The organism is Micromonospora sp. CA-259024 (assembly GCF_050936255.1).
GTDB lineage: Bacteria > Actinomycetota > Actinomycetes > Mycobacteriales > Micromonosporaceae > Micromonospora.
Genome location: NZ_JBNJND010000001.1, coordinates 3691240 through 3709343, shown reverse-complemented (window position 1 = coordinate 3709343; position 18104 = coordinate 3691240). Strand labels below are relative to the sequence as shown.

Annotated in this window: 18 protein-coding genes; 9 read left to right on the top strand and 9 right to left on the bottom strand. The window is 68.5% G+C overall.

Annotated features, from left to right (window positions below):
* The first annotated feature begins 13 nt into the window (after positions 1-13).
* Positions 14-1672 carry a thiamine pyrophosphate-binding protein gene (locus ACQEUX_RS16175; protein WP_433047911.1) on the top strand — a complete coding sequence of 553 codons (1659 nt, stop codon included), beginning with the start codon at positions 14-16 and terminating at the stop codon, positions 1670-1672.
* Between the two features lie 233 nt (positions 1673-1905).
* The gene (locus ACQEUX_RS16170) at positions 1906-2568 is read left to right on the top strand and encodes a uridine kinase (RefSeq protein ID WP_433047908.1); all 663 of its coding nucleotides are present in this window, start codon (positions 1906-1908) and stop codon (positions 2566-2568) included.
* Between the two features lie 127 nt (positions 2569-2695).
* Here ACQEUX_RS16170 and ACQEUX_RS16165 read toward each other — a convergent pair whose 3' ends face one another.
* On the bottom strand, positions 2696-3466 hold the full coding sequence (locus ACQEUX_RS16165) for a hypothetical protein (protein WP_433047905.1): 771 nt from the start codon (positions 3464-3466) through the stop codon (positions 2696-2698).
* 147 nt (positions 3467-3613) lie between these two features.
* Here ACQEUX_RS16165 and ACQEUX_RS16160 point away from each other — a divergent pair, with 147 nt between their 5' ends.
* A complete protein-coding gene (locus tag ACQEUX_RS16160; RefSeq protein ID WP_433047902.1) occupies positions 3614-4084 on the top strand; it encodes an SRPBCC family protein in 471 nt (156 codons plus the stop codon).
* A gap of 41 nt (positions 4085-4125) precedes the next feature.
* Here ACQEUX_RS16160 and ACQEUX_RS16155 read toward each other — a convergent pair whose 3' ends face one another.
* From ACQEUX_RS16155 to ACQEUX_RS16145, 3 genes are all read right to left on the bottom strand, one after another.
* Positions 4126-4767, bottom strand: coding sequence for a DUF7003 family protein (locus tag ACQEUX_RS16155; RefSeq protein WP_433047899.1), 642 nt, complete (start codon positions 4765-4767; stop codon positions 4126-4128).
* A 183-nt stretch (positions 4768-4950) separates the two neighbouring features.
* Positions 4951-5613 carry a response regulator gene (locus ACQEUX_RS16150; RefSeq protein WP_433049874.1) on the bottom strand — a complete coding sequence of 221 codons (663 nt, stop codon included), beginning with the start codon at positions 5611-5613 and terminating at the stop codon, positions 4951-4953.
* 35 nt (positions 5614-5648) lie between these two features.
* The gene (locus ACQEUX_RS16145; protein WP_433047896.1) at positions 5649-6893 is read right to left on the bottom strand and encodes a sensor histidine kinase; all 1245 of its coding nucleotides are present in this window, start codon (positions 6891-6893) and stop codon (positions 5649-5651) included.
* 200 nt (positions 6894-7093) lie between these two features.
* On the opposite strand from ACQEUX_RS16145, the gene ACQEUX_RS16140 reads away from it, so the two are divergent.
* The 3 genes from ACQEUX_RS16140 (at position 7094) to ACQEUX_RS16130 (ending at position 11843) form a co-directional block, all read left to right on the top strand.
* Positions 7094-7516: a DUF6220 domain-containing protein gene (locus tag ACQEUX_RS16140; protein WP_433047893.1), complete on the top strand. Its 423-nt coding sequence runs from the start codon at positions 7094-7096 to the stop codon at positions 7514-7516.
* Positions 7513-9510, top strand: a complete 1998-nt coding sequence (locus ACQEUX_RS16135) for a multicopper oxidase family protein (protein ID WP_433047890.1) — start codon at positions 7513-7515, stop codon at positions 9508-9510. The genes ACQEUX_RS16140 and ACQEUX_RS16135 overlap by 4 nt, the downstream gene beginning before the upstream one ends.
* Positions 9511-9773: 263 nt before the next feature.
* Entirely contained in the window at positions 9774-11843 is a 2070-nt protein-coding gene (locus ACQEUX_RS16130) for an MMPL family transporter (RefSeq protein ID WP_433047887.1), read from the top strand.
* Between the two features lie 202 nt (positions 11844-12045).
* Here ACQEUX_RS16130 and ACQEUX_RS16125 read toward each other — a convergent pair whose 3' ends face one another.
* On the bottom strand, positions 12046-12615 hold the full coding sequence (locus tag ACQEUX_RS16125) for a TetR/AcrR family transcriptional regulator (protein ID WP_433047884.1): 570 nt from the start codon (positions 12613-12615) through the stop codon (positions 12046-12048).
* A gap of 99 nt (positions 12616-12714) precedes the next feature.
* Here ACQEUX_RS16125 and ACQEUX_RS16120 point away from each other — a divergent pair, with 99 nt between their 5' ends.
* Complete coding sequence (locus ACQEUX_RS16120) at positions 12715-13677, top strand: zinc-dependent alcohol dehydrogenase family protein (RefSeq protein WP_433047881.1); 963 nt, start codon at positions 12715-12717, stop codon at positions 13675-13677.
* A gap of 89 nt (positions 13678-13766) precedes the next feature.
* Here ACQEUX_RS16120 and ACQEUX_RS16115 read toward each other — a convergent pair whose 3' ends face one another.
* Positions 13767-14147 (bottom strand): MerR family transcriptional regulator, encoded by a 381-nt coding sequence (locus ACQEUX_RS16115; RefSeq protein ID WP_433047878.1) that lies wholly within the window; start codon positions 14145-14147, stop codon positions 13767-13769.
* Positions 14148-14207: 60 nt separating this feature from the next.
* On the opposite strand from ACQEUX_RS16115, the gene ACQEUX_RS16110 reads away from it, so the two are divergent.
* On the top strand, positions 14208-14888 hold the full coding sequence (locus ACQEUX_RS16110; RefSeq protein ID WP_433047875.1) for an SDR family oxidoreductase: 681 nt from the start codon (positions 14208-14210) through the stop codon (positions 14886-14888).
* A gap of 37 nt (positions 14889-14925) precedes the next feature.
* Here ACQEUX_RS16110 and ACQEUX_RS16105 read toward each other — a convergent pair whose 3' ends face one another.
* Entirely contained in the window at positions 14926-15831 is a 906-nt protein-coding gene (locus tag ACQEUX_RS16105; protein ID WP_433047872.1) for an oxidoreductase, read from the bottom strand.
* Between the two features lie 131 nt (positions 15832-15962).
* On the opposite strand from ACQEUX_RS16105, the gene ACQEUX_RS16100 reads away from it, so the two are divergent.
* On the top strand, positions 15963-16865 hold the full coding sequence (locus ACQEUX_RS16100; RefSeq protein WP_433047869.1) for a helix-turn-helix transcriptional regulator: 903 nt from the start codon (positions 15963-15965) through the stop codon (positions 16863-16865).
* An 80-nt stretch (positions 16866-16945) separates the two neighbouring features.
* Here the strand turns inward: ACQEUX_RS16100 and ACQEUX_RS16095 are convergent, their stop codons facing one another.
* Entirely contained in the window at positions 16946-17407 is a 462-nt protein-coding gene (locus tag ACQEUX_RS16095; protein ID WP_433047866.1) for a hypothetical protein, read from the bottom strand.
* A gap of 56 nt (positions 17408-17463) precedes the next feature.
* Positions 17464-17979, bottom strand: coding sequence for a hypothetical protein (locus tag ACQEUX_RS16090; protein WP_433047863.1), 516 nt, complete (start codon positions 17977-17979; stop codon positions 17464-17466).
* Between the last annotated feature and the right edge of the window lie 125 nt (positions 17980-18104).

The following is an 18104-nucleotide window of genomic DNA, read 5'->3' as shown; positions in this document are numbered from 1 at the left end:
GACCGGGCCACCGATGCGGGTAGCCGAGGTGGTCGGGCGGGTTCTGTACGGACACGGCGCACGGTACGTCTTCGGGGTGGTCGGCAGCGGCAACTTCCATGTGACGAACGCGCTTGTGGCGGCCGGCGCCCGGTTCGTGGCGGCGGCTCACGAGGGCGGCGCGGCGAGCATGGCCGACGGGTACGCCCGCACGTCCGGGACGGTGGGCATGCTCTCGGTGCACCAGGGTCCGGGCGTCACCAACGCGCTGACCGGCCTTACCGAGGCTGCGAAGAGCCGTACCCCGATGGTGGTCCTGGCCCCGGAGGCGACCGCGCCCCGGTCGAACTTCTTCATCGACCTGCCGGCGCTCGCCGCCTCGGTCGGGGCCGACTTCCATAGGGTACGCGCGACGCACGCGGCCGAGGACGCGGGCGCGGCGTACCGGGCCGCCGCCCGGGGCGCGACGGTGGTGCTGGGCCTCCCGTTGGAGGTGCAGCGCAGCGTGATCGAACCGTGGTCCGGCCCGGTCCCTGCGGTCGTGCCGACCCCGGCCACCGCCCCGCAGGTCGAGCCGTTGCTGGCCGCGCTCCAGGCCGCACGTCGACCGGTCTTCATCGCGGGTCGGGGCGCCCGAGCAGCCGGGGAACAGCTGACCCGGCTCGCCGACGCGTGCGGCGCGCTGCTCGCGGTCTCGGCCGCGGCGAAGGGACTGTTCGCAGGGAATCCGTGGAACATCGACGTGGCCGGCGGCTTCGCGACCCCGCTCGCCGCCGAGCTGATCGGCGCGGCGGACCTGGTCGTCGCGTGGGGCAGCACGCTGAACATGTGGACCACCCGGCACGGCGAACTGATCCCGCCTTCCGCCGTCGTCGTCCAGGTTGACCACGACCCGGCCGCGTTCGGGGTGAACCGCCCGGTTGACCTGACGGTGGCCGGCGAGGTGGCGGCGGTCGCCGAGGCGGTGCTCGGTCGGCTGGGTACCGGCTCCGCGGGGCCTGTGGACGCCGGGACCGGCGGCTGGCGTACGCCGGAGCTGGCACAACGGATTCGCGACCACGGCCGGTGGCGGACGGTCCCGTACCGGGACGAGGGTGGATCGGCGCGGGCCGGCGCCCCGGCGACGATCGACCCGAGGACGCTCTCGGCCGCCCTGGACGACCTGCTGCCACCCGACCGGACGGTGGTGGTCGACTCCGGCAACTTCATGGGCTACCCGTCGATGTGGCTCGACGTGCCGGACGTGGCCGGGTTCTGTTTCACCCAGGCGTTCCAGTCGGTCGGGCTCGGCCTGGCCAGTGCGCTCGGGGCGGCGGTCGCCCGGCCGGACCGGCTCACCGTCGCCGCGGTCGGCGACGGTGGCTTCGTCATGTCCGCGGCCGAACTGATCACCGCCGTCCGACTGGCGCTACCCCTCCTCGTGGTGATCTACGACGACGCGGCGTACGGCGCCGAGGTGCACCACTTCGGCCCGGACGGGCACCCGTTGGAGACGGTCACCTTCCCGGAGACCGACCTGGCCGCGATCGCCCGCGGTTACGGCTGCGACGGGTTGACCGTCCGAACCGTCGACGATCTCGGGCCGGTACGCCGCTGGCTCGCTGGTCTCCGTACCCAGCCGCTGGTGGTCGACGCCAAGGTCTGCGCGGCGCGCGGCTCATGGTGGCTGGAGGAGGCGTTCCGTGGCCACTGAGCCACCGCCGCACGTACGGCGACGCGGGGCTGCGTAACCGGAATCAAGGCAACGGCTCCGGCCCGTCCAGGCTGCTGTTGGTGCCGTCCACCGTGAGCGCATCCATCGTCGCGACCTTTCGGCGGGTCCGAAGGCGTCAGCATTGGCGCCCCCGCGGAGGCGGTAGGGCGGCGTCCACTCGTGTCGATGAGCGGTTGCGGGCCGGCCGAAGGTCAGCATGGGATTGTTGCCGGGTGACCAGTCCAGCCAAGCGATGCGACGTCATCCGGCAGGTTGCGGGCTTGATTCTCGCATCACAAACCGGTGCTGGTGCTCGCGTGGCGGTCGATGGTCCGGATGCATCCGGTAAGACGATGTTCGCCGATGCGCTTGCCGCCGATGTCCGCGCGTCCGGCCGCCCTGTCGTTCGGATCTCCCTCGACGACTTCCACAATCCGCGAGCGGTCCGATACCAACGAGGACGGGAGTCACCGGAGGGCTTCTGGCTTAACGCCTTCAACTATCGGAGGTTCCGCAGCGACGTCCTCGAACCCTTCCGCCCGGGCGGCACACGGCTCTACCGGCCCGTCGCACACGACCTCGCCACCGATGCCCCTCTCTACCCTGAACCGCTTGTTGCCGCGCCAGGGGCCGTACTCATCGTCGACGGACTCTTTCTGCTCCGCGACGAGCTGGTCACGGCCTGGGACCTGTCGATATTCTTGGACGTGCCTTTTGCCGAGACAGCAAAGCGCATGGCGATGCGCGACGGAACACATCCCGATCCCGCACACCCGAGCATCCGCCGCTACGTGGACGCGCAACGTATCTACTTCAAAGCCTGCAGACCGCATGAGCGTGCCGACGTCCACATCGATAATCAAGACCTCGGCGCACCCCGCATCATCCGACCATGACGCACTCACATGCCGCATCGAGCGCGTGCGCGGCCGATGAGTGAGCGACAGCCCGGGCGCCACATCCGAAGCCTGGCCGGGCCGCGGTCGTAGGTCAATGAAACAAGTAGCCGATGAGCGAAAGCCGCTAGCAGAGCGGAATGCTTGAGCCTGGTGGGCGGCTATCGACGCGCAGGTCGCTGAGGATGGAGGCGAGTCGGGCTGCAAGAGCTGCATCGGCGAGCATGAGTTCCGCGATCAGAGCAGCCGTGGCTGCGGAGAGAGCGCGGGTGAGCTCGGCCTCGTCGAGCGCACGGACCAGGGTGGTGTTCAGCGGCGCGGTCACTTCTGAGGGAAGCAGGTGGGCGCCTTTCGCGTAGCTGGTGGGATGGCCGAGGCGCAAGCAGGCCAAGGCGAGAACCTGGCCGCGTAGGGCGCTGATCCACTGCTCGGCCTGCCACCAGCGGTGTCGTTGGATGCATATCCACGCGTGCAGGGCATGGTGCCATCCCAACCCGGCCAGAGTCCGCTGAGAGGGGAACGGATCCTCCTTCGCCGGTGCGGGATGCCCGAAGACGGTACGCCAGTTCGGACCGTGCGGTCCGAACTCCGCAGCCGAGGTGAACCCGATGTCCACTTCGAGCATTTCGGGAAGCAGGAACACCCGATAGACCGCCGAGCCGGACGGCAAGTCCCAGTGATGAACGGCGGCGAAGTCACGGTAGAGCAGTTCAGTCCAGCGATGCATCGCTGAATCCAGCGAACCTTCGATACCGAACGCCAAGTCGATGTCCGACCATCGGTCGCCGTCGTCGACGGCGTGGGATCCGGTGATGGCGGCCCCGACGACGGCGGGATCATCTTCGGCTAAGGCGAGCAACTGTTCCCGGATCGAGTCACGCCTGCCGACGGAGAACACCGCGCCACCCTATCGCCTCGATTCCGGTGTCATATGCGTTCGCTGACGGCGGCAAGGCATCCTCTTCTGCCGCCGACCGGGCGCTTCGACCAGTCAGGGGAGCAAGCACCCTCTGCTGGCTTTGTCGTGGTGATCTAGGCTGCCGACGTGCCGACGCTGATTGAGATCGAGTCCGTCATCGGCGCTGCCCCGCACGTGGTGTTCGACCTGGAACTTGACGTAGACGTTCACGCCGCATCCCTAGAGGGCAGCCAGGAAACGGCCACAACCAGCACGGGCCGGCGCCACCTTACCCTCGGGGACGAGGTCACCTTCCGCGCTCGTCATCTCGGTCTGCGCTGGTGCATGACCAGCCGTATCACCGTCTATGAACGCCCATACCGCTTTGTCGACGAGCAGACACAGGGTCCTTTCAGCGCCCTCCGTCACGAGCACCACTTCCAGGACCTCGATTGCGGCGGAACGAAGATGACTGACCGCCTGAGTATCAGCGCACCCATGGGACCGTTGGGAGCAGCGGTGACCCGGGTGCTGATCGCGCCGTATCTGCGACAGCTGCTGAAGCGGCGTGCGGCCCACATCAAGAATCTGGCCGAAGCCCACAACCGCACGGCATGACGAATCGCTGGCGGCGCACTCTTTTGCCGCGATCGGCCCGGCTACAGGTTCCCGGACTCTGGCCAGTTGGACCAGTGCGTGTTGGGTGGCATGTCTGGTGCGTACCGTCGCACGTCGCCTGTCGTCAGCACGTCGGCGAGCTGGCAGAAGGTCATTGACTGACTGGGAAGTGTGTCCTGGAGAAGGTCTGGGTGATGCCACCGATCCAGTCGCATGATCTCTGGGATGTCGGCCGGGATCCGCCGTCGCAGCTCGACTTCGTCGGCCAGGAGCAGTTCCCGGTGGTCCGGGACGAGCCGGCGAAGCACGTCAACCAGTTCCTCGCCCCTCTCGGCGGCTACCGCGATCCGCCGCCCTCGCACCACAATCGACGTTCCGCTGTAGATTTCGGGCTCGTCTACGTCCTCGATCTCGTCCCAGTTGTCGACCCGGCTGAGGAAGTCTTCGGTGCCGTAGCCCGGTTCGCCCTCGGTCAGACAGTTGCCGAAGACGTGAAGGACGTCGATGAGGTTGCCAGCCCTGGGCGAGTATCCCAACGCCTCAATGATGAGCGCCCATCGCTGCGCATCGCGGTAGGCGTGAAGCCGGGCATCGACCGCGTAGTAGTAGCCGTGGCCCAGGTCCGGAAACCTGAAGTCTCCGGCCGCGGTGTCGAGCTGGTCGAGAATCTCGGCGGAGCGCATGGTGGTGCAGTGTAGCCACGGCTCTCCACCATGATCGGTTGCGCGCATCTGTTGCAATCCACACGTCAGACACCGTGACGGTAGTTGGCGCGCCGCAGGCGCCCGGATCTGTTGAAGAGCGGTTACCGGGAACGATTGAATTCGGACGCGGACGCGGTGCACGGCTCCGCCCGTAGCGCGCTTTCATGCCTTGCCGGGGCTGACCAGTCCTGTTTGGTAGGCGATGACGACCAGTTGCGCGCGGTCACGTGCACCGAGTTTCGCCATCGCGTGGCTGACATGGGTGCGCGCGGTGGCCGGGCTGAGAAACAACTCGGTACCGATCTCGTTGTTGCTCAGCCCCTGTCCCACCAGGGCCAGCACTTCGCGTTCGCGCTGGGTCAGCACGGCGAGCCGGTCCTCCGCGGTCCGGGTAGCTGTTCGTTGCGCGGTGAACTGGCCGATGAGGCGTCGGGTGATCCGCGGCGCGAGCAGCGCGTCTCCGGCGGCGACCACCCGGATGGCATGCAGGAGTTCGGCCGGTCCGGCGTCTTTGAGCAGGAAGCCGCTGGCGCCGGCTTCTAACGCATCGAAGACGTACTCGTCGGTGTCGTAGGTGGTGAGGATGAGGACTCGGACCTGCTCCAACCCGTGCGTCTCGGTGATCTGGGCGGTGGCTTGAATCCCGTCCAGCCTCGGCATGCGGATGTCCATGAGGACGACGTCGGGGCGGGTGGCGCGGGCCCGCTCGACGGCTTCGGCGCCGTTGGTGGCTTCTCCCACCACCGTGACGTCGTCTTCGACGTCGAGCAGAACCTTGAACCCGGATCGCACGAGACCCTCATCGTCGGCGAGCAGCACCCTGATCGGGGCATTGGTGGACGGGGACGCGGCCGACGCGTTCACAGGCGCGACCCGGTCGGCGCGAGGGGCAGCCGGGCCGTGACTTCGAACCCTCCGCCTGGAGTCGGTTTGGCGTCGAGTTCTCCGCCCAGCAGTTGGCAGCGCTCCCGCATTCCGAGGATCCCGCGGCCGGTCCTGGCCGAGCTGCCGGTGCCGGGCGGATGCTGGACCGGTAGGTGCGGGCCGGCGGGGTCATCGCCTGGGGCGGCACGGCGGCCCTCATCGGTCACCCGGATCTCCAAGGCGTCGATTCCTGGGTTCAGCGCTACCGTCACCCGGGTCGGGCCGACGTGGCGGATCACGTTGGTGATCGATTCCTGCAGGATTCGGTAGGCGACACTTCCCACCGCGCTGGGCAACGGCGTCGCGGGCGAGGTCTGCTCGAGGTTGATGTCGAGTCCGGCATCGCGCGCCTTGGCGGTGAGTTCGTCGATCTGCCCGAGCCCCGGGTAGGGCGCGCGCTCGTCGTTGTCGTCACGGAGTACGCCGAGGATGGCCCGCATCTCTCGCAGCGCACGGGAACTGGTCTGCTCGATGGCTTGCAGCGCCTCGCGTGCCACTTCCGGCCTCTTGTCTAGTACGTGCGCGGTGACACCGGATTGGACGTTGATGATTGCTATGGCGTGAGCAACCGTGTCGTGAACCTCGCGTGCGATCCGGAGCCGTTCGGCGTCGACCCGCGCTCGCGCTTCCTCCTCGCGTGTCCGTTCAGCCAGCTCGGCGCGTTCCTGCGCTTCGGCCGCGATGACCCGCCGGGACCGGACGGACTCGCCGAGGGCTGCGCTCATGACCGACGCGCCGATCCGGAAGAACACCCAGCCGATGGCGGCGCGGGGCTCGATGTCGGCCGCGGCGACCAGCCATGCGACGGCGAGCACCGTGGTACCCGCGCTGGCTACCACCAGCGACCGGCGCCCGTCACCGTACGCGGCGAGGGTGTAGAGGGCGACGAAGAGTCCAAGCCAGCCGGGCCCGTCCGGAAAGTCGAGGCTGTAGTACACCAAGCTGGCGAGTGCGACGGTGACGAACACCGGAACCGGCCACCGGCGGCGGACGGTCAGGACCAGGCCAGTTACCGCCAGCAGCGCGAATCCGAGGTTTCCGAAGGCGCTGAGCGGACGCTGGGCCCCTTCGATGGCCACGCGGGCGACAGTGCCCTGCACCTGCATCACGGTGATGAAGAGCGCGAGCACCACGTCCTGCGCGATCACGCGCAAGGGAAACGATACGGCCCGCTGTCTCATGCCGTGATCCTAGTTTCTCCCGCACAGGCGGCACTCCGCGCAGGCGCGCGACCTGCTACGCCGGCAGGCGTAGCGAGACAGGACCCGGCTACGCCCAATTGCGTAGCCGAAGCCGTCCGCTGTCAGAGGCGGCGGCAGCCGCACCGCCGCGACGATCATCGCCATGAACGATTACCTCCGCTCACATCGAGGAGCGCGCCATGCGTAGATTCTTCGCCGGCCTGGCGGCCCTGCTGATGCTGGCCGTCGTCGCGCAGTTCTTCCTGGCTGCCAGCGGCGCGTTCGACACGGCACCCCACGACGAGTCCTTCCGGGGGCACCGCATGCTGGGCGGCGGAGTCGTCCTGATCGCGGTTCTGGTGACGGTTGTCGCCGCGATAGCCCGGATGCCCGGACGGCTCATCGGGATGAGCGGCCTTGTCGCGGGGCTCGCGGTTGTCCAGTTCGTGATCAAGGCGATCGCCACCGCGCTCGACGGCACCGGCGGCAGCTCGACCGCCGGAGGGCTCGTCTTCGGTCTGCACGCGGTGAACGGTCTCGCCATCGTGGCGGTGACCGGGAGGATCATCCGCCAGGCCAGGCAGCTGGCCGGGCCAGCCGCACCGGCGCGAGAGGCGCCATGACCACCGGGCTGTGGATCATCCTGGACCACGTCGTCGCGCTGCTGAGCATCGCCTTGTGGTTCGCGGCCGGCGTCACCCTGGTGCTCCGGCGCACCCGGCTGGCGCTCGCCGTCCTCGTCGCGGCGGTGCTCGTGACGCTGGTCCGGGTGGTCACCGTGGCGATACTGGCGGGCCGGGGCTGGTGGTTCGTACAGGAGAAGGTGCTACTGGGGCTGCCGATGCTGGCAGCCGCCGGGTCCGTCGCCGTGCTGCTCGCCGGCCCGCAGTTGCTCGCGGCGAGGCGGGGGCGAGGCGTTGGAGGGTCGGCACGCGGCGTGGTCTCGGTGCTCACCGCGGCTTACGCGGCGCTGGCCGGTCTGGTGGTGACCTTCCTGGTCGGGTACCCGCTCACCTTGAGCACGGCCTTGATCACGATCTCGCTCGTGTGCGCCGGCGCGTTGTTGACCGCGCGTGTGGTCGCGCCTCTTGCCGAGAACACCGCTGATGCGGGCGTCGTTCAGGCACCGGAGGGTCGACGCGCGATCTCGCGCCGCCGGTTCCTCGGCTGGACCGGTGGCGCGGTCGTGGTGACCGCGGCCGGTGCCGGCACCGGGCTGTCGTTCCTGCCTGCCGAATCGGTGACCACGGGAGGCGGCTCCGGGCGCTCGTCCCGAGCGGCCGTGTCGATAGCCGACCTACGGGGTTCCGGCTCACCGGCGCCGGGTGGCATGGTGCGGCGGCACGTGCTCACCGCGAGGAAGGCCACCGTACGGCTTCCGTCCGGACGAGAGATCGACGCGTGGACCTACAACGGCGAGGTCCCGGGCCCGGCGATCACCGCGGCCGAGGGTGACCTGATCGAGGTGCGGCTGCGCAACGCCGACGTCGAGGGTGGCGTGACCCTGCACTGGCACGGTTACGACGTACCGTGCGGCGAGGACGGTGCGCCGGGTGTGACCCAGATGGCCGTGGGACCCGGTGAGGACTTCGTCTACCGGTTCCGCGCCGACCAGGTGGGAACCTACTGGTACCACACCCATTACGCGTCCCACGTCGGCGTGCAAAAGGGGCTGTACGGAACCCTCGTCGTGAAACCGCGTGACGGACAGCGAGCCGACGGCCACTCCGCGGCGGAGCAGGTGGACCTGACCCTGCCCGTGCACACCTTCGACGGCACCGTCGTGGTCGCGGGCAGGGACGGCCAGACCCAACACCCCGCACCACCCGGTGCACCCGTGCGGCTGCGGTTGATCAACACCGACTCGGATCCGCACCGGATCGTCCTCGCCGGAACCCCGTTCCGGATGGTGGCCGTCGACGGCCGAGACATCAACCAGCCTGGCGAGGTCAGCGACGTCGGACTGCACCTGCCCGCAGGCGGGCGATTCGACCTGGTGTTCCTGATGCCGGACGCGCCCGTGGCGCTCGTCGTCGACGATGATCGTGACGGCGGACTGCGCCTGCGCCCGCATGCCGACGCCCCCGATGAAGGGCGCATCGAGGGCACGTCCAGCTTGCCGGAGCTTGACCTGCTGCGGTACGGAGTTCCGGCCGCCGTGCCGTTCGGCACCCGCAAGGCCGACCGGCACTTCACCATGGTCCTCGACCGCGGAGTGGCCATGGTCGACGGCCGACCGGCGTACGCGCACACCGTCAACGGCCGAGGCCACCCCTCCATCCCCGACCAGCTCGTGACCGAAGGCGACATCGTTCGGTTCAGCGTCGTCAACCGAAGCCTGGAAACGCACCCCTGGCACCTGCACGGCCATTCCGTGCTGATCCTGAGCAGGGACGGGACGCCGTCGACGGGCAGCCCGCTGTGGGTGGACACATTCGACGTCCGGCCGGGCGAGACGTGGGAGGTCGTATTCCGCGCCACGAATCCCGGAATCTGGATGAACCATTGCCACAACCTGCCCCACGCGCATCAGGGCATGATGCTGCGGCTCCGCTACGACGGCGTCACGACGCCATTCGGCGGCTCGCGCGGCGAAAGCGCAGGTCATGGCCACTGATCCAGCCCGCGCCGCTCGTCGGCCCGGCGGGTTCGCGGACGGTCTCAAGTCGGACCTCCTTGCCCTGGTCCACCGGTACAGCCCAGCCGTCATCGGCTGACGCGCATTTTCGATGCCGGAATAAATAGATGGTTAACGGCGACCTGAGGAAGATGATGACTACCGAAACGCCTCGTACGGACGGAACTCTGGCGAGACTAGCCCGGTTCTGTTACCGGCGCCGCCGCCTGGTCCTCCTGACCTGGATCGTCGGCGTAATCGCCGTGGCGATCGTCGGCTTCGGCTACGGAGCCGCCCCCGACAACGACTTCTCCGGCGGAAGCTCCGACTCCGCCAAGGCGCAAAAGCTGATCGAGAAACACTTCCCCGAGCAGCAAGGGGACACGCTGACTCTCGCGATCAAGGCGGAGAAGGGGATCGACGACCCCGCCGCCCGGGAGAAGATCGAGAAGATCATCGCCGCCCTGGACGCCTCACCCATTACCGGGCCGGTGACCTCGCCGTACGACGACCAGAATCTGGTGACACAAGATCGTCGTATCGCCCGTACGACCATCCCGCTGACCGACAAGGATGTGGCGAAGACCGAGGTCAAGCCTCTGGTGGACACGGTCAAGGAAGCCTCCGGCGGCGGCGTGACACTGGGGCTGGGCGGGGAGAAGGCGGAAAAGGCTGAGACACCTCCGCAGGGTCCGGGCGAGAGCGTGGGCGTCCTGGCGGCAGCGGTGATCTTGTTCATCGCCTTCGGGTCGCTGGTGGCGATGGGCCTGCCGATCGTGACCGCGCTGGTGGCGATCCTCGGCGGCATCGCCCTGATGAAGCTGGTGGGGCACGTGGTCCCCTCGCCGGATTTCACCGTGATCCTCGCCGCGATGGTAGGGCTCGGTGTCGGCATCGACTACGCACTGTTCATCGTGACCCGGTACAAGGACAGCCTGCAGGACGGGGACGCTCCTGAGAGGGCCACGGTCAAGGCCATCACCACCGCAGGTAAGGCGGTGCTGTTCGCCGGCACGACCGTCGTGATCGCGTTGCTGGGCCTGGTCGTCATGGGACAGAGGTTGATGACCGGCGTGGCCGTCGCCACGTCGGTGATCGTGCTGGTGACGATGATCGCCGCGGTGACCCTGCTGCCGGCGTTCCTGGGCTTCACCGGCCACAAGATCAACTCGCTGCGCCTGCCCCGTCGCAGGTCCCGCCGCCACGAGCCCGACGGCGTCCCGTCGCGCGAGCGTCGTACCCTCGCCGAACGCTGGGCCGGCGTGGTGCAGCGCAAGCCGCTCGTCGCCGCAGTCCTGGCCGGCGCGGCCCTGCTGGTGCTGGCCGCCCCCACGCTGTCGATGCGGCTGAGCCTGCCCGACGCAAGTGTCCAGCCCCGTGACAGGAGCAGCTACACCTCGCACAAGATCATCTCGGAGGGTTTTGGTCCTGGCTACGGCGCACCCCTGATCTTCGCCACCCCGATCGACTCCAGGGACGCCGATCTACGGCCCGTCATCGAGGCGGTCAGCAAGACCGAGGGCATCGCCTACGTCACCCAGGCTCGGGTCAGCAACGACGGACAGGCCGCCACCTTCATGGCCTTTCCCCAGACCGGATACCAGGACGAGGCGACCGCGGCCCTGGTGCACGAGCTCCGCGACGACGTGCTGCCCACGGCCGCCGGCGGCGCGGGGATCTACGTCGGCGGCCCGAACGCCGGCACGATCGACCTCGCCGAGGACACCAGCTCACGCCTGCCCCTGATGATCGCGGTCGTCATCGTGCTGTCCCTGCTGCTGCTGATCATCCTGGTCCGGTCGGTCACGATCGCACTGCAGGCCGCCGTGATGAACCTGCTGTCGATCGGCGCCGCCTACGGCGTGATCGTCGCGATCGTGCAATGGGGATGGTTCGGCCCGGCCCTCGGTTTCCCCACCGAGATGCCGGTTACGACCTGGGTGCCGGTGATGATGTTCCCGGTCCTGTTCGGCCTGTCGATGGACTACGAGGTCTTCCTGATCTCGCGCGTCCGTGAGGAGTACGAGCGTACCGGCGACACCCGGATCGCCGTCACTCGCGGGCTGGCGCGGACCGCCAAGGTCATCACGGCTGCGGCCGCCATCATGATCGCCGTCTTCACGACCTCCCTGCTGGGCCCCGACGTCGCCGTCAAGCAGGGAGGTCTGGGCATGGCCGTCGCCGTGCTCATCGACGCCACCATCATCCGGATGGTCCTCGTCCCCGCGGTGATGGAACTGTGCGGCAAGGCCAACTGGTGGATGCCCGGACGTCGGGCACCGAAGGCGACCGCGGCTGCACCGGCCATGGTCGGGGAAGGGGCCACAATCTGACCCTTTCCGGAGGCATGTCAGGGCACCGGCAACGTCGTGGAGGGTGGTGCCGCCGGAATGGCAGGTTGTATCGACTCAGGTGTCGGGATCCGCCGATGACGGCGCTGACGGCCCGATGCGGAAAGCAAATCCCGACCTCGACACGGCTTTCGTGGGCGTGGGCTGAATTCGCCGGGACCACGGGGCACCGCAGTGAGGCCAATCAAGCACGAAACGCCTGGATCGCGAGTGTGGCGAAGCGGTGGGAGGCAGCAACCCGAGCGTTTGTCGATGTGCTGTGCAGGCCGCCGTTCGCCATCAGTATGAGGATGAGATCGTCCAGGACGAAGTCGGGCCGCAGCGCGCCGGTGTCCTTGGCGCGGCGCGCGAGCTCGGCGAGCGAGCTGAGCGCGCGTTCGCGTCCTGCGGCGAGATCCAGGGCGCGGGGGAAGGTCGAGGTGAACGCCGTGATGAAGCCCCGGTTCCGTGCATGCAGCTCACAGAGCTGTTCGATCACGCGGCAGAAGCCCTGCCACGGATCGGGGTCGGCGAGCCCTTCCTCGACGATGGCGCGGCACGCGTACATCTGTTCGGTGAAGGCCTCAGCGGCCAGTGCCTGCTTGGTGGGGAAGTGGCGGTACAGGGTGGCGGGGCCGACCTCCGCGCGCCGGGCTATCGCGCGCATCGGTACGTCCAGGCCTTCGGCGGCGAATACCGCCCGAGCCGTGTCGAGGATGCGCTCACGATTGTCGAGGGCGTCCGAACGCAGCTTCTGAGGCAGACGGTTAACCACTCTCTCATATTAGCTAAACGGACGCCGGCGTCCGTTAGCGTCCCAATCAAGCAGGGTCGCCTCACGGCGGCTTTTGGTCCAGCTCACGGAGGAACACCTGTGAAGGCAGTCGCGATTGAGAGGTTCGGGGCTCCCGAGGGGCTTGCCGTCGTCGACATACCTGGCCCGACTCCGACTCGGGGACAGGTGTTGGTCGCCATCGAGGCGATCGGCGTCGGAGGCGTTGACGTCATGATCCGAACCGGTGCTCTCGCCGCCTACGGCTTCCGGGAGGGGCATATCCCAGGCGGCGAGGTCGCGGGAACGGTGACCGCGGTGGGCGACGGCGTCGACCCCGTATGGGTCGGGCGGCGTGTGTGGGCGTTCGCCGGTACGGGCGGCGGCTACGCCGAGCAGGCAATTGCGCCTATCGCGGAGGTCGTACCCCTCCCGGCGGGCCTTTCCGCTGTCGACGCCGTAACGCTCGGGAGCTCCGGGGTCGTGGCCCATTTCGGTCTCTCCCAAGCCCACTTCTCTCCGGGCGAGACCGTGCTGGTGCGCGGCGCGGCCGGCAGCATCGGGATCATGGCGGTCCAACTCGCGAACCGCGGTGGTGCCAGCGCCGTGGCCGTCACCACCTCCTCTCCTGAACGTGGCCGTCGGCTGCGCGACCTCGGTGCGACCCACCTACTGGACCGCTCCGGAGTGGGAGGGCCGGACGATCCCGCGAGCTACGACGTCATCATCGACGTTGTAGCAGGTCAAGAGATGCCTTCGTTCTTCGACAGGCTCAACCCCAACGGTCGACTCGTGGTCGTGGGCGCAGTCGGGGGCCAGCCGCCGGCAGACTTCGGCACGAGGTTGATGGCCGCATTCCAGAAGTCGATGTCCTTCGCCACCTTCAGCGCTGCAACGATCGCGGAGCCCATTCGAAATGCCGTCCGGATGGAGCAGTTCGCCGCCGCGGATCGCGGCGACCTCCAGACGGTGGTGCACGAAGTGCTGCCGCTGGAGCACGCCGTAGTGGCGCACCGGAAGATGGACGCCGGCGAGGTTTTCGGCAGGGTCGTACTGACCCCGTAGTCACCTGCAGGTCAAAGAGTGTGCGACGGACACAGTGACGCTCCGGAGTTCGAGCTTCGGTGGCCGGGGTCTCAGCTTGGCCTGACGGCTCAGGCCGTGGGCGGATCGGCCTCGACGCGGCAGCCGCTCTGCGGGCTGGTGGAGTACGTGATGACTGCGTCCAGCCGGTCGCGGGCCGCCTTCAGTTGGGCGATCTGGGCGTCGATCCGGTCCCGCTCGGCGGCCAACCGGGCCCGCGACTCCGGCGTGCTGACCTGAGAGGTCACGCATGGCAGCAGGTCAGCGATGGTGCGGCTGGATAAGCCGGCCGCGTACAACTGCTGGATCAGCCGCACCCGATCTGCCGCCTCGTCCGGGTAGCGGCGTTGTCCACGGGGGCTGCGGTCGGAGGCGAGCAGCCCCTGCTGCTCGTAGTAGCGCAGGGCGCGCACGCTCACGCCCGTGCTGGCAGCCAGGTCGCCGATGCGCATGGTGACTCCCGCCACAATCCGTAGCCTCTGACATCAACGTCAGGTTTTAGCGTACGTCGCATGCAGATTTCTGGAGCAGTCGCCCTGGTCACCGGGGCCAACCGCGGCCTCGGCCGGCATTTCGCAAGCCAGCTCTTGGAGCGGGGCGCCAAGGTGTACGCCACCGCTCGCCGCCCCGAGCTCGTCGACATTCCGGGTGCACACGTGCTGCGCCTGGACATCACCGATCCAGCCTCGATCGCTGCCGCCGCCGATGCCGCGCCGGACGTCACGCTGCTGGTCAACAACGCCGGCGTGGACACCGTCACCAATCTCGTCACCGGCGACCTCGACGCTGTTCGGCGCGAGATCGACACCCACTTCTGGGGCACGCTCGGCATGATCCGGGCGTTCGCGCCTCGGCTCGGCGGTGGCGCGATCCTCAACGTGCTGTCCGCGATGTCGTGGTTCAACTACGGCGGGCACACCGCGTACGGTGCGGCGAAGGCGGCCGAGTGGAACCTGACCAACGGTGTACGCCTGGAGCTCGCACCCCACAAGACGCTGGTGACCGCCCTGCACCTGGGTGCCGCGGATACCGACATGTCCCTTGACTACGAGGGGCCGAAGGTGGATCCGGCGGTGGTCGTGCGGACCGCGCTGGACGGGCTCGAGCAGGACCGGATCGAGGTGATCGCCGACGAGTGGAGTGCCCATGTCAAGGCCTCCCTCGCCAGCGACCCGAGTGCCTTCTACGGGTAGCCGTTCGAGACGCTCGGATTGCCGGTGACCGTCGGGTTCAGAGGTAGCTGACGCCGGTCAGTTCTTCGGCCGCCGCCCAGAGCCGTTTGCCGACGGCCGGATCGGCGGCCTCCCGGCTGAGTCGGGCCTCGGTGACCTGGCCCCGTGTCTCCCAGAGCCCGGACGGACCGAAGAACTCGCCGCCCCGCACACCGGGCTCGGTCGCGGCGCGCAACTGCGGCAGCGCGCCCTGCTCCACCGGCTGGGTGACCAGCAGGCCGAGCCCCGCGATCAACTGTCCAAATCGGCCACGGTGCTCCCAGGCACGCGGAGTCAGGTTGGTGCGGGTGAGACCGGGGTGGGCGAGCGCGCTGACGATCGACGATCCGGCGGTGCGCAGGCGGCGGTCCAGTTCGATGCCGAAGATTGTGGTGGCGAGCTTGGACCGGCCGTAGGCGGCCGATGCCCGGTAGTCACGCTCGAACATCAGGTCATCGAGGTCGAGGTGCGCGTTCCTGTGGGTGATCGAGCTGAGACTGACCACGCGGGCTTCCCTCGCCCCAGCCAGGTTGCCCAGCAGTAGGCCGGTGAGCGCGAAGTGGCCCAGCATGTTGGTGCCGAGGTGCAGCTCGAAGCCGTCGGCGGAGGTGCGGCGCAGGCCGAGTAGCACCACCCCGGCGTTGTTGACCAGCAGGTCTATCGCCGGGTGGTCGGCGACCAGCTTCGCAGCGAACGCGCGTACCGAATCGAGGGAGGCCAGGTCCAGCTCGCGGACCTCGACGTCGCCGCCGATCCGGCGGGCGGCCTCCTTGCCGGCGGCGGTGTTGCGGACGGCGAGCACGACGTGGGCGCCGTGGCGGGCCAGTTCCGTGGCGGTGACCAGGCCGAGGCCTGAGTTCGCGCCGGTCACGACGGCGACCCGGCCGCGCTGGTCGGGGATTCGGTCGGCGGTCCATCCGGTCATCTGCTGCTCCTGGAAGTGTCGCTGCGCTGGACCCACGACGCTAGGAGCGATCGGGGACGGCTCGGTGGTTCTCGGTTGCCTAGGTCTGAGCGACCTACCTTCGGCGGTCGGCGCCGCGGCACACTTGCGGCATGAGCAGCCCTCGTCCGTACGCTCGTGAGCTCGGAGATTTCCTGCGCGCCCGGCGCGGCCGGCTGCGTCCACGCGACGTCGGCCTGGAGCCCGGCGGCCGGCGCAAGGTCACCGGGCTGCGGCGCGAGGAGCTGGCCCTGCTGGCCGGGCTGAGCACCGACTACTACCAGCGGATGGAGCAGGGCCGGGAGGTACGCCCGTCCGACGACGTCCTGGACGCGCTCGCCGGCGCGCTCAGCCTCGACGAGGAGGAACGCCGGCACCTGTTCGCCCTGGCCCACGCCGCCCGCCGGCCGATGCCCGTCCGGGTGAACCGCGAGCCGGAACGGGTGCCGAACAGCACCCGGCGGCTGCTGCGGGTGATGGACACCCCGGCGGTTGTACTCGGCCGGCACCTCGACCTGCTCGCCTGGAATCCGATGGCGGAGGCGCTGCTCGGCGCCCCGGACGCCTACCCGCCCGACCGGCTCAACATGCTCCTGATGATGTTCGACGACACGCTGACCGGCGAGCGGAGCTGCGCGGAGTGGGAGCGGCAGGCCCTGGACTACATCGGCATGATGCGCGCCGCCGTCGCCACCGACCCCACCCATCCCCGCGCCACCGCGATCGTCGGTGAGCTGAGCATCCGCAGCGCCGAGTTCCGGCGGCTGTGGGCCCGGCACGACGTACGCGAGTCGGTCAGCGGCACCAAGACCTTCCGGGCCCCCGGGGTCGGCGACATCGTCCTGGACTGGGACACGTACCCACTGCCGGGCAGTCCCGGCCCGTTCATGCTGGTCTTCACCGCCGAGACGGGCAGCACCGACGCGGACCGGCTGCAGCTCCTTGCGTCGTTGCACGCAACGATCGAGCACGTTCCCGCCTCGGGCGCCCGCGCTCGATCAGGCGAGCACTGGTAGCCAACGACAGCGCTATCGGAGAGGCTGTACGTCCAACGGCTCGTGATCATCACCGTATTCAACCTGGCTGTGCTCGGCGATCAGGTGCTGTAGAGCCCGTCCCACGGTTCGGTGAACCCGAGGCCGTCTGGATGCAACTCGACCCAGTCGCCTCGCTCAGCGTCAGACTCGTCAATCAAGCCGAACGTGACACCGTCATGGACCACGCGAAACAGTTGGATGGCGATGTCGCCGTACTGCCGTTCAGGTAGCTGATCGAGCAGGCCGGCCAAGCGGGCCTCGGCCTGGTCGCCAAGCTCACCTCGTAGATAAGGAGCTGTGGCCACCAGCGAGATGTCAGACCGGCGGTGGCGGCCGTCGACGTCGAACAGGTGCAGGTAGGCGTACCAGCGGATCCGTTCCCGGTCCGGATCCGACGCATGGCCATCATCGCGATGCGCGCCGTGTATCCCCGCGTAGAACTGACCGTCGGCGTATCGCCCTACCCGGTCGGTGTGGTACCCCGGTTCGTGCGCTATCGGAATCAGATCAGGCAGCGACATGCCGGCGAAGATACCCGCCGGCATCCGTATCCGGATGTGCTGCGGCGCTCGGGTGATTAGTCTGCACGGCCGAGAGTGACGGCGCTGCGCAACGGGATGCTCGCCCACAGTGCTTGCACGGTGGGGCAGTGCTGCACCTCCCACTCCGCTTCACCGATCGCATGGTCACGTTGGGGACCGGGTGGGTTGAAGTCGAACCCGGTGTTTCGCACGTTGAGCCGGTCGAGATCGGCGAGCGCGGGTGCGTCTGGGAAGACCAGGTCCAGGCTCACCTGCCAGTATTCTGGCTGGTACCAGTCGGTCTCGGTCCAGGTTTCCCGCACGTCGACGGCGAACTGTCGGGTGAAGCTCAGGCTGGGAAGCCGGTCGTGCCAGCTGTACCGCCCCCACTGAACGATGAAGCCATCGGCGTCGCTGTCCGACCCTGGCTCCAGGCCGTCGACCGGCTGGGCAAGAAACTCGCGGAACGCTTTCCACGCCGCCTCGACGTTGTCCACCCGCTCCGGAGTCAGGCCGTGCCGGCGTAACAGCCCGACCAGTTCTTCCGGCGAGTTACGCCACGCGATACCCACGGTTCAGCCTCCTCACTCGGAACCCACAACCGTCCGCTTAGCTCGGTCGACGCGCAGACACGCACAGCACGAAGCGTGATGCTTCCGCCGAGGGCCGGAACGGGTGCAGCCGGGGACTTGCCGCG

Bases quoted from the DNA above. Each gene is read 5' to 3' on its own strand.
- ACQEUX_RS16175 (WP_433047911.1), top strand. From the start codon at position 14: ATGCGGGTAGCCGAGGTGGTCGGGCGGGTTCTGTACGGACACGGCGCA.
- ACQEUX_RS16155 (WP_433047899.1), bottom strand. From the start codon at position 4,767: ATGCGCTCCGCCGAGATTCTCGACCAGCTCGACACCGCGGCCGGAGAC.
- ACQEUX_RS16145 (WP_433047896.1), bottom strand. From the start codon at position 6,893: ATGAGACAGCGGGCCGTATCGTTTCCCTTGCGCGTGATCGCGCAGGAC.
- ACQEUX_RS16140 (WP_433047893.1), top strand. From the start codon at position 7,094: ATGCGTAGATTCTTCGCCGGCCTGGCGGCCCTGCTGATGCTGGCCGTC.
- ACQEUX_RS16135 (WP_433047890.1), top strand. From the start codon at position 7,513: ATGACCACCGGGCTGTGGATCATCCTGGACCACGTCGTCGCGCTGCTG.
- ACQEUX_RS16115 (WP_433047878.1), bottom strand. From the start codon at position 14,147: ATGCGCATCGGCGACCTGGCTGCCAGCACGGGCGTGAGCGTGCGCGCC.
- ACQEUX_RS16110 (WP_433047875.1), top strand. From the start codon at position 14,208: ATGCAGATTTCTGGAGCAGTCGCCCTGGTCACCGGGGCCAACCGCGGC.
- ACQEUX_RS16105 (WP_433047872.1), bottom strand. From the start codon at position 15,831: ATGACCGGATGGACCGCCGACCGAATCCCCGACCAGCGCGGCCGGGTC.
- ACQEUX_RS16100 (WP_433047869.1), top strand. From the start codon at position 15,963: ATGAGCAGCCCTCGTCCGTACGCTCGTGAGCTCGGAGATTTCCTGCGC.
- ACQEUX_RS16095 (WP_433047866.1), bottom strand. From the start codon at position 17,407: ATGTCGCTGCCTGATCTGATTCCGATAGCGCACGAACCGGGGTACCAC.